Below are 13,094 nucleotides of genomic sequence, written 5' to 3' on the forward strand. Positions count from 1 at the left end.
GCTCAGAGCGGACCTTAAGCTCAGTTACCAGGTCCGCTGCGTGCTATAATCGGATCTAATTGGGTAGAGCTGAATTTTGTAGGCACCCCAATGGAATCCAGCCTGAACTCTTGGGCTTTTTCGACTGATATTGATCTTGCATGCATCCCCTGCATCCCCTGCACTACCTGAGTTAGCACACTTGCATGGCACCCAGCTTCATCCTACATTGCAACTGGATTTAGCAGAATTGCGCAGACGATGGGAGTTATACCAGCAAACATCTATACGTTGAGGTAAACGAATGAGAATCAGATTCAAATAAACGGGTCGGTGAACGACCTAAATTATCCAGAGCAGATAAATCTAAGGAGATGTTTATCATGAAAAAAGACAAGTTTGAATGGGGCAAGGAAATTGTTCAGACAGGAAGTGACGTAGCTGCATTGGCTAACGATGTTGGTATTCCGGGCATTGGTCTGGTCGCTAAATTTGTTCAACATTTCTACGATAAACAACTACAAAAGCGCTTTGAAAAGTTTATTTCAGACGCAGACATCAACAAAGACCTGCTTGATAAGATTGCTGAGGACGAGACGTATTCAAATTGCTTTTATGCAATTTTAGAGGCTGTTCGCCAGACACATTCAAAGATTGGCCTTGTTGCTCTGGCACTTATTTATAGGAATCATTGGAATGATGAGCAGTATTTAATTGCTGCAGTGCAAGCTTTCTCCCAGATAAGTGATGCAACAATCAATTCTTTTATTTCACTTTATGAAGAGATATCTGACGATGAGGGATATTTGATTCTCAGAGTCAGCAACGAGGAAGGAAACAGTTTCCATGAATATTATAATGAAGCAGTCGAATTGATTCGCCGTAATTTCTTCGTTCTGAGTACTGGAAGCGGGATGCATGCTAATGGCCCAGTACAAGGAATGAAATGGTTCCATACTGAGTCTTACTACACCCAGTGTAAATTAGCTAAGAACCTTATTGGGTGATCCTGCTAAATTAGGAAAGGCCTCAACATTAAGTTTAAGACATTCGAAAAGCTTTTATGCCTTATAGTTAACGCGTTTCGAATACGGCTCGCATTTCTACTATCAGCATTGAAACTGGTGGAACGCCAGTTTTAATGCGATTGCCAGTAAATGTCGAACTCTCTTTTACCAAAGAGGTTAAACGCAGCTGTACATGCAGGATACTTCCGCTTCTCGCTCGTTGCCGACTGTCATGCTGAATCGTGTTCTCACGGCCAGATCAAGTCTCAGCCAATACATCTAAAGCGATGAGCGGGCTCTTTGCCGCCCGCCCCCGCAGCCTGCGAATTTTTCCTGACACACAGTGCCACGAATAATTCGCAGGGAGGTTATACCTTTAACACCACCACGACTCTGCCCACAGAAATATATGGTCAAAGCCGCATTCCTTTACGGCTTCTTACCCTGCCCTCAAGCTTTATCCATCAAATAACGATGCGCTTTTGATGCCGCACTAACGGCTTTGAAAATATATCGTTTGTCGTTCTTCAGTGCTTTCAGCCAGGAAGCAATATAGCTTTCGTGCTGGACCTCTCCGACAATCCCAAGATCCGCCATCAGGAACGCGCTTCCCAACTCGGCGATCAACTCCTCAAAGGCATAATCCTCACTGCCAAATCTTCCTTTCATTTCGCGGCCAAGCCTTTTTTTACCACCACTCCAGTGAACCAGCTCATGTAGGCCAGTGGCATAGAAGTTAGCCACATCGGAAAACAGATGACGCTCCGGTAACCAGACTTCATCGGTTGATGGGCTGAAAAAGGCGTTTTGTCCTTTCTCGATGATGTTTGCGCCGCTCTTCCTAAACAGATTTTCACCCTGTGGTAATGGGTCAAAGGTTGCTTCCGGGCTGATGGTTTCAGTTGTCAGTGGAAGACCATCAATTTGCTCAACATTGAATACATTGAAGGTTTTCAGCATCGGGATCTGGTCGATTTCGCCGTCTTCGTTTTCCTTCTCTAAGGTTGAATAAAAAATGGCTGTCGTGCCGTGCTCACCTTTGCGAACCTGTCCACCTACTGCCTGCGCTTGTTTGTAGGTCATCCAGCGTGAATCGCAAAAGCCCCGTTCTGATGCACTGCACCACAACTGCATGATATTCATTCCGCTATACGCGATACCGGTTGCGAAGTTGGAAGGCAACCCAGATATGCCCGGCACTCGTTTCCACGGGCAAAACCACGGTTTTACACCGGCTTCAAGCGCTGCAATGATCTTGTTGGTGACAGTCTGATAAATATCGGTTTTGGCTTTAGAAAATTTCGTTTTTGAGGAGCCTGACTGCTCCAGCGGGGATACGCTGGTCGCCGCTGCGGTGTTAGGGGCGCTAGTCTGGGTATGCAGGGAAATGGTCATGTTTTTTCTCCGTCAGTGGTGTGATTTTTCGTCTTCGTATCGCCTGACGGTTCGCTTTCCCGGCATCGTTCCGGCCAGCAAGGGCGCAGAATGCGTGCCATTTACCCTTGCGGGACGGGTTGTGTTGGGAAACGATTAACCGGAAGCTGATACGAGAACGGAAGTCACACGGAGAAAAAACTGACACTGCATAGACGGGTGTAGCGCTCCTTGCTTTGCAGTGGTGAAAAGTAAATTAGTGGTGTTGAGTCTGGGACCGGCACTGACAGGAACTTCATGTAAGTGTTAGCATGCTTTCCTGCCGGACGAGACGATCCTGCTAACCGGGGGCGGTTTGTTCTTAAATTGCCTCGTTCCGGCATCAATCCCTACCGGGTCAGGGCTGTCTCCTTATTGAACGCAGCTTAAAGTCTATCCCCACAGTCGCCGTGCTGGCTGAGCTTCGCAAAGAGGGCTTTCAGCCGTTCATGTCGTGCCAACCCCACGAGTGCGTTGAAGGCGAGCGTGAACACACCGAACACATGCTGCGCCTGTGCCCTGAGCACTTTGGTGATGGCTTCCAGCAGTGTGGTTTTACCGGCGCCCTTCGGCCCATCCAGAGAAACAAACAACTGACGGCTCATGCTGCTGATGACCATTGCCCGTCCAGTGCAGCAAGGATTGCGGCTTCCATCTTCTCCGGGGTGGTGAACGGCGCAAAACGCCTGAGCGGTTTACCGTCGCGCCCGATCAGGAATTTAGTAAAGTTCCACTTGATCCGCCCACCCAGCACGCCGGGCAGTTCATTTTTCAGATAGCGAAACACCGGGTGCGCTGGGGCGCCATTGACCTCGACTTTCCCGAACATCGGGAAGCTCACACCGTAGTGAATGTGGCAGGTCTGCGCGATGTCGTCAGCGCCGCCGGGTTCCTGTTTACCGAACTGGTTGCAGGGGAAACCCAGCACCACCAAACCCCGGGCGGCGTATTTCTGGTAGAGCGCTTCCAGGCCGCCGTATTGGGGTGTGAAACCACACTGGCTGGCGGTATTCACCACCAGCACCACCTTACCCGCGTAGTCGCCAGAGAGACAGGCTGACCGTCAAGACGGGTAGCGCTCAGTTGATAAAAGGGGGTCATAGCGGGATCCTCAAGGCAAAAGCAGTTCGACGTCGATATTATCACGTAACGCGGTGCTGCCGGGGCGTGGAAAGTCGATCCTATTCCTGATGGCGTGGCAGGTCTGGGATCCTGTGCGATATCTCCTGGCAACGTTGATATTCTTTCACACGCCCTGATTTTCTATCTGACGATAAAATTGAGCGATCCAGGTCTCAGCCATCACGGAATAGGGTTGATCGGCTCTGGCCATACTCGCCATTTCTTTACCGGTTTTATCCAGTAATAATCGTAAAGGACGTATAATGGCGTCCTTTTGTTCGTCCTCTAACGTCATTGCGTTCACGTTATCTATCAGCTCACCCAGCGATATCAGCATGTCACCCAAAAATTCGAGCCGGCGTAAGTAACGTGTGCGGTCCTGCACCAAACCGAGACGGTTAAGTCCGTATACATGGATAGAGGTTGCACCCTGCAGGCTTCCTCCCTCTCCTGTCGGCACAACCAGGCTGAGAGAAGGCGCCCCGACGCTGACAAAATGCAAAAATTCCCGCGGCTGGTGCTCACAGGGATTAAGCAATAAAGCCTGCTCTGCCTGGTGGTCTCTGCTTTCAGGCCGCATACGTATCCCTGCAGCGGCCAGAGGAAAACTGTCTTTTTTCCCACCAGACGTGCCGGGTTTCTGGCTATGCTCCAGCAGCGAGATAAGACTGCTGGACGGGGTAACAATGTGCTGTCGCCTTTTACGATTACAGTCAATGCAGCTGGGTAACAGGTTCTCCCAGTCCATCGCCAGCCACCAGTATCCTGGATGCGTCGCATCTTCGCTCACTTTGCTTTTGGGCCGATAGTGTTCAACATCGACGGGTGATGAAGCCGAGAAGAATGTTTCACAATACGCGCACTTAAAATGAAACAGCGTGTTTAAACGCCATTTTACATCGTCCGAAGAATAGGCCTCAAATTTAAAGCTCTTTTCCTGTTTTGGCCCGGCATAATATTCCCGCACGCGTTGTAACTCACTTTTTCCCTCCGCGTTCAGCGCCGATAGTGATGATGGCGGTTGTCCGGTCCCACGGGGAACGTGCCTCATTGCACCACCTCACGCAGAATGTTCAAAATACGTGACCGGGTGTCATCCTGTAATGCCTGAGCTTTTGCGGCTGAAACCTGACGCCGCTCCTGTAAATACTCCCCAACGGCCTCCTGCACCAAACGATGTGCCTCAGACGTCCCAACAGGCATGGCACTGGCAATGTCACGTTCGAAGGTTCCGATCATTTCTGTTTCTTCGTCTGTCAGTTCGAGGCCTTGTTGACGTTTTGCCAGCAGATCGGCAACCTGAGCGATAAGACGATCGAGCCTGGGTTCATCGGTGGAATCGAGCTGGAAGAAGTCAGAGGTAAGGAGTTGATCGACGCGTAATGTCGTGATGTCTGGCAAGTCGCTCAATGTTTCGACCCGCTGCAGAGCGCCTGATGCTGAGTGGATATCGTGATGCAAGGTGCGTTGCATCACCCTCACCTCACCATTATACATCCCGCGCAAACACAGCGGCTCATGGGTGGTGACGATAAACGTCATCCCCGGAAGCGCACGACGCAGGCCGCCCATAATTTGCATTTTCCAGCGCGGGTGTAAATGCGTTTCGACTTCATCAATTAACACCACTCCCCGTGCATTCTCAAAATCCTCAAATGTCAGGGCGACACGCTCATTCATTAAACCCTGCATAATATCGCAGACCATTGCCAGCACGGTACGAAAGCCGGAAGACGCCACATTCAACGGCGTACGAGTTTCAACGCCATCAATGGCAGTTATAAGAGAACACTCTTTTCTTTCAGGAGAACGCTGGATGACATCAAACTCTCCTTCAATCGATAATACCTCCCTGAGTGCCGCCACGACACGGTCAAAATTCACCTGACTCAGGCTCAAAAGCCAGCTTTGCGGGTTCCCAATCAGGCTGCCATCAAAGAGATTACGCACGGTTTTATCGGCTGTGTATAACCGTTTTCCTTTCCCGTATTGACGAAAGGCACCATAAGCAAAGACGGGCCCGACAGAAAACTGTCCGTTCAGTTGCGTAAAATGACTCCCCCCTTTTTTTAAGGTCAGTGTCAGCGAGACATCATTATCCTGGGTAAGCACAACTTCTGCCATTTTCGGTGCCCGCTTAGGATCACCGGCAAGTAATCCAGGGGACAAAATAAAATCCTGCATTCGCAAATTTAACTTGTTGCGGCTTTCCTCTGAAATCAACGCCAGCGCAATGCCTTCCAGAATGGTGCTTTTTCCGGCCGCATTTTCACCCAGCAGCAGAAGAGCGCGTGCCTCTGGCTTTTTTCCTTCTTCCCGCTCAGGCAGCGCGGGCAATGTAAGTTCAAGCGTCTCCAGCGACTTGAAATTATTAAACTGTATGCGATGTAAATCACCTTGCGGTAAAGACGGTCGCGTCTCAGTCCACTTGTTTACAGGAAGCAGAAAAATTTCTTTAATTGCCTGATAAAGTTGATCTCTACCTTTATCTGGATCCTCAAACATAAGCATGAAAAAATGATTCATTTTCCCTGCTGTCAACGCGTGACCTTTCTCACCATCGATATGCTCAGCTATCCGCCTTAACAGCAGATACCAACTGCCACCATATTCCAGTCTATTGAAATCGAGCACGCTGAAAAGCAAATTATCAGAACGGATCTTAATAGCTTTGGATAACTTACTTATATATCCTTTGTAACGCTGTGCACGTTTAATTACCAAGTCATCATTGTTAAGTTGTAGAATATTGATCGTTGTCATTCCCTTTTGACTTAAGTAATTAAAGTCTCCCTGAGGTCTGACCTCAATATGTGAGATAAAGGATTTTGTCTGGCAGGGATCTAACAGCTGGCTTTCTTCCTTTGGCGGCCACTGCGGCCACAGACTACTATTACTGCGCCGGTAGTCCTGATATTCATGCAAGGAAGGCACGGGCATACGCTTGCCTGTTACATGGAAATTTCGGCTCATTAATGCATTACAACGGTGGCAAGCAAGATAAAAATTTTGCCACGCCCAGGCAAACCAGAGGTAATAAAGCGGCGCCTCAGCTTTTTTTTCCATTGGGGTTGCGTTGCTGCCAGGGCGAAAACGTTGAATGCTTAATGAATGACCCTGGCACTCGCAGAAAGCGCATCGTCCGTCAAAAAGTTTATAGACCGCATCCTTAAGTCCGGCAACTTTATCTACGCTGGCCAGACGCGGTGGGCGGGTTTGGGCTCGCCGTTGAGGATCCAGCGCCAAAAATGCTTCAATTTCATAAAGGTTTTCTTTTACATGACTGTCAGTGACTAAACCTGATGGGGGAAGCACTTGGCTCCTGTCAACGTATTGCATCCTTTCATGTCTCCGTAAAAATAACGCTCTCTGACTTATCGGCAAGCAGATGGGAAAACTGAATCATACTAAAAGCAATAGTGGACACACACTTTTTTCCCCTTGCAAAATAAGCACATTTAAACGTGCTCCAGCGGTATTTTCGCTTTCCCCTCGCCTCTTTTCATTCACCCGCATCTATGGCACCATTTAGGAATTGATCATTTCCTAAATGGTGAAAAAATGTCTCAACAGCCGCAGAGAGTCCGTGAGCGTGGGCGCCCCCGGCAGTTTGATCCCGATACCGCGCTGGATCTCGCCATGGTGGTATTCCGTGAAAAAGGATATCACAGCGCCTCGATCAGCGATCTGAGCGAGGCAATGCAGCTTACCGCCGGAAGCATCTATAAAGCCTTTCACGACAAATGCGGCCTGTTTCTGCAAGTGTTTGTGCGCTATACCTCCCTGCGTAATCAAGCGCTACGCCAGCGGCTGGCGCAGCAGCCCGATGGCAGAAGCAGGATTGCAGAACTGCTGCGCTTCTACCTTGAGTCTGCCAGCGATATTGAAGGGCGACGCGGTTGCCTGTTGGTCGGCAGCGCCGTGGAATTACAGCAGCTCGATAACGAACTTGCCGGGCTGGTCACCAGCGCGCTTCAGAGTAATCAGCGCTCTCTTCAGCAGCTGGTTGAACAGGGTCAGCAGGACCGTTCGGTGAATCCACAACATGATGCCGAAGCGCTAAGCGGCGTATTGCTGTGCCTGGTGCTGGGGATGCGCGTGGCAGGAAAAATTGATGAACTCCCCGCTCGTGACAGGCTGATCGCAACCGCACTGACGCTGCTCGATTAAAAATTTTACCCATTAAGAAAACGATCACTTCCTAATATCTGGAGGTTTATATGTCTGACGCTTCACTCGCACAACCCTGGTCTACCCCCGTTACCGATATGCCCGGCTTTGCACATTATTACGCAACGGTAACCGAGGTGGCAGACGTCGATATCGCGGTAATTGCCGATCGTTACACGACGTTAACCACCCTGCGCCTGTGCGGTAAGCCGGGCATGGTGAGCAATATGGCCAGCCTGTCACGCCTCGCGGGTTTGCAGATGTTCACCACCGTTGATCTGTTTGGTTTCAGCCCGGATGAGTTTCCTGCGCCGCCGCAGTTACCGCATCTGTCACTGGTGTGGATGAACAGCCTGCCTGCTGACGCGGCGAGTACCATTAAAAAAACCTGGAAGAAAGCTGCGCTGTCGGGTGTGGATCTGGCGATCAAACAGACGCGTAAACCGGAATGGCTGGCAGAAAACCTGAATAATCCGTTCCGGGACTGGGATGGACGGGAACACATCAGTGCGGCCAACGCGAAAAAGGCCGCCACGCTGTATAAAGAAATGCTGACTTCGCTGCGCGCTATTGATGCCTCCAGCGAGGCGGCCAGCGTTGTTGCCACCGCAGAGGCGATGGTGCGCAGTTACACCGAGGCGTTTGATGCCATCGATCGCCGCAGCAATATCATTGAAACGATAGAGCGTGAAGAGATTGGTGAGGTGCTCTATGGTCTGTTATCCCGCATTGAACAACAAACCGCAGGTGCATCAGAGCCGTTCGATAAAGACCCACTAATGAATCTGTTCGATGAATTACGCGATTTTTAACCTGACAATAAGGAATGGAAATGAAGCTGATCGGTATGCTTGATTCGCCGTATGTACGGCGTGTGGCTGTTTCACTGGCGTATTACGGCGTAGCGTTTGAAAACCAGCACCTTTGACGCGTTTGCACAGCTTAATCCGGTGGTGAAAGCACCGACGTTGATTTTGGATGATGGCACGCAACTGATGGACTCGTCGCTGATCCTCAGCTATTTCGAGGCGCAGGCTGATGCACAGCATAAGTTACTTCCTACAGATCCGGCCGCGCTGGCGACTGATTTAGCCCTGCTGGGCGTGATTCTGGCCGCCAGTGAAAAAGCCGTGCAGCACGTTTATGAGCACAACCTGCGCCCGGCGGAGAAGCAGCATCAGCCGTGGACCGATCGCGTGACCGGGCAGTTACTGGCGGCTTGACATGCGTGGCAAACCGCGCTTAACACCCGCACCACCGCGCAGGAAAAGCCGGATCAGGTGGAGATCACCAGCGCCGTGGTGTGGAGTTTTATTCAGCTGATGATACCGGACGTGGTAAAGGCAGATGCGTTCACGGCGATTGCCGCACATGCAAAGAAATGGGAAGCGCAGGACGCGTTCAGGGGATATCCGCAGAAGTGAGAGACGGGTCGATCGGAAAAGATGATCGACCCCTACAGGATTTTGCAGGTACTCACTCGTAGTGGCTGACCATTTTTTCCGGTCAGCCAGCAAAGCCGACCTGACCCATTGTGCACACCATCAGCACGGGTCGATCGGAAAAGATGATCGACCCCTTATATCTTGATCGTTACTCAATATCGCGTAATGATCCCCGACAGATCATCGGGAAGATGTGGGTGAGATGGTTCAACCCCTTGGGCATCAAGCCTGCCTCGTAGATTAATCCCCCACATCTTATTTTCCCCGCCTTTAAGACTGAACGGTATCTTGTGCCACGAGCACGCATTTATAAGGAAGGTCACGGCGGTTTACTGATGTTTTTCCCGGAGAATAAACATGACAACCCTCACGCATGTTGGCATTGATGTCGCCTCAAAAAATTCGATATTGCCGCCATCACCGGCGATAAAAAGTATAAAACCAAAGTCTTTTCAAACACCTCAAAAGGCTTCAGCGAGCTGCTTAACTGGCTTGAGCCTTACAGGGAATGCCATATCTGCCTTGAGGCAACGGGAGCCTACAGCGAACCCATCGCCACCTTCCTCTGCGATGCGGGCTGTAGTGGTCAAGTAATTCTGTCCACGGTTTTATGGTAAGAGCGGTATCTGTTCTCTGATTCTTCAGGCGTCAGACCGCCATTGTAATGATGTGGTCTGACACTGTTGTAATAGCGCTGGATATAACACCTGATTTTCTCTGCGGCCTCGCCCTGATCCGCGTATCCATTTGCCGGTACCCACTCCGTTTTCAGGCTGCGGAAGAAGCGTTCCATTGGGCTATTATCCCAACAGTTCCCCCGCCGACTGACGCTTTTTTTCATCCTGTATCGCCAGATAAGCTGTTGATATTTAATACCTGTGTACTGGCTTCCCTGATCGCTATGGAACATCACATTCTGCGGCTGGCCTCGCGTCTCATATGCCATTCGCAGCGCACCGCTTACCAGTGCCGTATCGGCATTTGCTGACAGACTCCAGCCAATAACTCTGCGGGCAAAAAGATCCATGACGATCGCCAGGTAGCACCAGCGATTTCCCGCCCAGATATATGTAATATCTCCGCACCATACCCGATCTGGGTCTGGTACCGCGAACTGACGCTCCAGCAGATTCGGTAAAAACGTATGCGGCTGGCAGGCATTCTTGTATTGATGTTTTCCGGGCTGGCAACTGCTCAGATTCAGGTGTTTCATCAGACGTCCGGCACGATAGCGGCTTATCGGGATACCGTTGTGGGTCAGCATCTCAGCCAGAGTGCGCACACCCGCGGATCCCCGACTCAGTTTCCAGAGTCGGCGCATTTCACTGTGCAATGTTATCTGCTGCGGGCTAATCGTATCGCGTCGTTGACACCAGTACCGGTAACTGCTGCGATGCAGGCCAAAAGCCCTGCAAAGGCTGACAACAGTATGGCTGTCAGTGAGTCTGGCAACTATCGTGAACTGTTCAGCGAGTCGGACATTAAGAGTGCTGTAGCCTTTTTTAATATCGTGTTCTGTTCCTCCAGGCGGCGAACCTGCTTTTCCAGCTCACGAATACGCTGCTGCTCCGGGGTGATTGATGCGGCGGAAGACGTAGCCGCCCTGACGCTCATTTCTGAGCTGACGAACCCAGGATTCAAGAGTTGAGGAGCCGATGTTCATCGCTTCGCAGGCCTGACGGTAGGAATACCCTTTATCGACAACGAGCAGAGCGCATTCCAGTTTGAACTCGGGAGAGAATGTCCGTTTTGTTTTCTTGTGCATGGTGTCACCTGTTTATGTTGAGGCAAGAGTATCACCTCTGTTCAGGTGGCCAAATTAACTATGCCACTACAAACATCTCATTAAAGACCACCTCCTACCGCAAAGTAGCTCTAGCTAGTTTATGCAGCCCATATCAAATGGTGGTCATTCTGGTGGTCTTGACAGAAGGGGATTTCAGGTTTAGCTTACTTATTAGCCAGTTACTGGCAAAGGCGATCCCAGTCAGAGGAGCCAATTTAAAGAAAGCAGACGTTCATTGACGTCTGCTTTTTTGCTTTTTATCAATTGGTTATCCCCTTCTTTAGGTTCACCCTCGTTCACCAAAAAACACTCGAAGCCATACCCTTTTGCTGTTAAAAATACGGGTAAAGCGGGTTCGATTTCGTTTTTACCAGCAATCGACCATGGGTCAGTGGTTTTGTCTGCACCAGGTACCGGTTTACCCTCTGCTTTCGCCTGATTACGCCAGTTATACAGGGTAGCTCGGCTATCCCTTCCCTCTGTGCAACTACGGTGACGGCCATGTTGTAGGGCGGCAGTAATTTCGCCAATGCGGCTGATTTACGTTCGGGTGAAATACGCTTCACGGTCTGTTCCCATCCTATCATTAGTGTTTTAGATGGGGTGACAACTATTCTAACAGAGGGGCACAGGTCAACGTGTTCTGAATTTGGTTATAATACGTTCACGATCTCGCCTTGGATTGTTGACCAATAGTTCAAAATATTTACCTGCTAATTGAGTCGCTAATGTCGCACAGGATTTATCTGGCACCTTACTTAAGGTCAGTGTTAAAACATTAGCACCACTATTCATTGTGCTATACCCCAATGAATAGATACTCACTACCGGAGCCTTAAAAAGGCTATCGGCTAATAGTACTTGTGATGTAAACCTGCTGGTTAGAAATAAACATAGCCATCTTGCTCTCTTGAATATCATACATCTTCCTGAAATTTCTTAATGTATACTCAGGAGATAATCAATTTATTTTATGTTAACAAGTGTCTGGGATGTTATCTCATTATTTTAATGTTGCTAAATAAAAACGTAAGACTTATGATCACCCCGATGAATAACTATCCGGACAATCAATTATGAGTGAAGCTCTAAAAGTATTAAACAACATTCGCACCCTGCGCGCTCAGGCACGTGAAACCGATCTGGCAACATTGGAAGAAATGCTGGAGAAGTTAACGACTATTGTTGAAGATCGTCGTGAAGAAGAGGCCAGCGCACAGCAACAAAATGCTGAACGTCAGGCCAAAATTGAAGCCTTACGCGCTAAATTATTAGAGGATGGTATCGATCCGGCTGAACTGCTTGGCTCTGTATCTGCGACCAAATCAGGTAAAGCGAAACGTGAGCCTCGCCCTGCCAAATATAAATATGTCGATGAAAACGGCAATGAGAAATTATGGACAGGTCAGGGACGTACACCTAAAGCGATTGCTGCTGCGATTGAGAGTGGCAAAAAGCTGGAAGATTTTGAGATCTGATGCACGAATCAACCTGCAACCCTGTTTATTATAGGGTTGCACACTGAATAAACACAGATTGTGTTTTGCCTCGATCATCTCAACTTATCACCAAAATCATTATAGATAACATGGGCTTTAAAAGTGCAGGTAGAGCCTAACTACCACCGCAGCGTAGATGTTGGAATAAATGCGACCTCGGTAACTATATTATCTTCATCGTAATCTATCTTGATACTGGTTGGAATATGTCTCCCCCCTGATGAAAACAAGTCAACCCATCCAAACGACTCATTCATTATGACTTGCGGTGGTGTACTACGTATTGGATTACAAAATACTTCACGCACCCACTCACGAGACATCTTGCTCTGCTTCAGTAACGGCGCAGGAAGATCATTCAGGAATGCCCAACCTGCAATGGCTTTATTCTGAATCATAAGAGTAATCTCTATGAGAGTTTTATTATTTCGTTCAAATGCAAGAAAAACCCCTTCTTTCGGTATATCCAAACTAAGCACTGAAGAGCCTGAAGAGCCTTTAGGTGTTTTTTTATAAGAAATTAAACCTGCAGCAATAATATCAAAATATTTCTCACCGAGATGTCTAATCTAATCAGTGCATCAACATCTACTGTCATTGATATAACCCTTGCTTATCATTCAAACCATGCATTTTTCCCTTGCAGCTTCTGGTAATGACTCTAATTGGTTGA

9 protein-coding genes and 4 pseudogenes are annotated in these 13,094 nt (G+C 49.1%); 6 read left to right on the forward strand and 7 right to left on the reverse strand.

From position 1 onward, the window contains the following. The first annotated feature begins 362 nt into the window (after window positions 1–362). Window positions 363–986, forward strand: coding sequence for a hypothetical protein (locus tag H0248_RS20825; RefSeq protein ID WP_180787331.1), 624 nt, complete (start codon window positions 363–365; stop codon window positions 984–986). Window positions 987–1,436: 450 nt separating this feature from the next. On the opposite strand, the gene H0248_RS20830 is transcribed toward H0248_RS20825, so the two are convergent. From H0248_RS20830 to H0248_RS20850, 5 genes and pseudogenes are all read right to left on the reverse strand, one after another. Next, complete coding sequence (locus H0248_RS20830) at window positions 1,437–2,381, reverse strand: ArdC family protein (RefSeq protein ID WP_180787332.1); 945 nt, start codon at window positions 2,379–2,381, stop codon at window positions 1,437–1,439. 518 nt (window positions 2,382–2,899) lie between these two features. Then, a pseudogene (locus tag H0248_RS20835) lies at window positions 2,900–3,004 on the reverse strand (thymidylate kinase); the annotation flags it as partial. Then, window positions 3,001–3,500 (reverse strand): annotated as a pseudogene (locus tag H0248_RS20840) (glutathione peroxidase). The pseudogenes H0248_RS20835 and H0248_RS20840, both read right to left, overlap by 4 nt. Window positions 3,501–3,645: 145 nt before the next feature. Further along, entirely contained in the window at window positions 3,646–4,572 is a 927-nt protein-coding gene (locus tag H0248_RS20845) for an HNH endonuclease (RefSeq protein WP_180787333.1), read from the reverse strand. After that, entirely contained in the window at window positions 4,569–6,860 is a 2,292-nt protein-coding gene (locus H0248_RS20850; protein WP_180787334.1) for an AAA family ATPase, read from the reverse strand. Before H0248_RS20850 ends, H0248_RS20845 begins: the two co-directional genes overlap by 4 nt. Before the next feature lie 222 nt (window positions 6,861–7,082). Here H0248_RS20850 and H0248_RS20855 point away from each other — a divergent pair, with 222 nt between their 5' ends. The 4 genes and pseudogenes from H0248_RS20855 to H0248_RS22540 all read left to right on the forward strand — a co-directional run bounded on the left by H0248_RS20855 (window position 7,083) and on the right by H0248_RS22540 (window position 9,753). Next, the gene (locus tag H0248_RS20855; RefSeq protein ID WP_180787335.1) at window positions 7,083–7,691 is read left to right on the forward strand and encodes a TetR/AcrR family transcriptional regulator; all 609 of its coding nucleotides are present in this window, start codon (window positions 7,083–7,085) and stop codon (window positions 7,689–7,691) included. 50 nt (window positions 7,692–7,741) lie between these two features. Beyond that, on the forward strand, window positions 7,742–8,503 hold the full coding sequence (locus H0248_RS20860) for a hypothetical protein (RefSeq protein WP_180787336.1): 762 nt from the start codon (window positions 7,742–7,744) through the stop codon (window positions 8,501–8,503). Window positions 8,504–8,523: 20 nt separating this feature from the next. Continuing rightward, window positions 8,524–9,115, forward strand: a pseudogene (locus H0248_RS20865) (glutathione S-transferase). 437 nt (window positions 9,116–9,552) lie between these two features. Then, window positions 9,553–9,753: a hypothetical protein gene (locus H0248_RS22540; RefSeq protein ID WP_258453908.1), complete on the forward strand. Its 201-nt coding sequence runs from the start codon at window positions 9,553–9,555 to the stop codon at window positions 9,751–9,753. On the opposite strand, the pseudogene H0248_RS20875 reads toward H0248_RS22540, so the two are convergent. Continuing rightward, window positions 9,723–10,936 (reverse strand): annotated as a pseudogene (locus tag H0248_RS20875) (IS3 family transposase). The gene H0248_RS22540 and the pseudogene H0248_RS20875 overlap by 31 nt on opposite strands. Before the next feature lie 1,062 nt (window positions 10,937–11,998). Here H0248_RS20875 and H0248_RS20880 point away from each other — a divergent pair. Beyond that, the gene (locus tag H0248_RS20880) at window positions 11,999–12,400 is read left to right on the forward strand and encodes an H-NS family histone-like protein (protein WP_180787337.1); all 402 of its coding nucleotides are present in this window, start codon (window positions 11,999–12,001) and stop codon (window positions 12,398–12,400) included. Between the two features lie 140 nt (window positions 12,401–12,540). Here H0248_RS20880 and H0248_RS22545 read toward each other — a convergent pair whose 3' ends face one another. Further along, window positions 12,541–12,990 carry a DUF6392 family protein gene (locus H0248_RS22545; protein WP_346014306.1) on the reverse strand — a complete coding sequence of 150 codons (450 nt, stop codon included), beginning with the start codon at window positions 12,988–12,990 and terminating at the stop codon, window positions 12,541–12,543. Window positions 12,991–13,094: the final 104 nt, after the last annotated feature.

This window comes from Pectobacterium brasiliense (assembly GCF_013449685.1).
In the GTDB taxonomy this organism is placed as follows: domain Bacteria; phylum Pseudomonadota; class Gammaproteobacteria; order Enterobacterales; family Enterobacteriaceae; genus Pectobacterium; species Pectobacterium brasiliense_A.

Coding starts and splice junctions, on each gene's coding strand:
- H0248_RS20850 (WP_180787334.1), bottom strand. CDS start 6,860: ATGCAATACGTTGACAGGAGCCAAGTGCTTCCCCCATCAGGTTTAGTC.
- H0248_RS20825 (WP_180787331.1), top strand. CDS start 363: ATGAAAAAAGACAAGTTTGAATGGGGCAAGGAAATTGTTCAGACAGGA.
- H0248_RS20855 (WP_180787335.1), top strand. CDS start 7,083: ATGTCTCAACAGCCGCAGAGAGTCCGTGAGCGTGGGCGCCCCCGGCAG.
- H0248_RS20860 (WP_180787336.1), top strand. CDS start 7,742: ATGTCTGACGCTTCACTCGCACAACCCTGGTCTACCCCCGTTACCGAT.
- H0248_RS20830 (WP_180787332.1), bottom strand. CDS start 2,381: ATGACCATTTCCCTGCATACCCAGACTAGCGCCCCTAACACCGCAGCG.
- H0248_RS20845 (WP_180787333.1), bottom strand. CDS start 4,572: ATGAGGCACGTTCCCCGTGGGACCGGACAACCGCCATCATCACTATCG.
- H0248_RS20880 (WP_180787337.1), top strand. CDS start 11,999: ATGAGTGAAGCTCTAAAAGTATTAAACAACATTCGCACCCTGCGCGCT.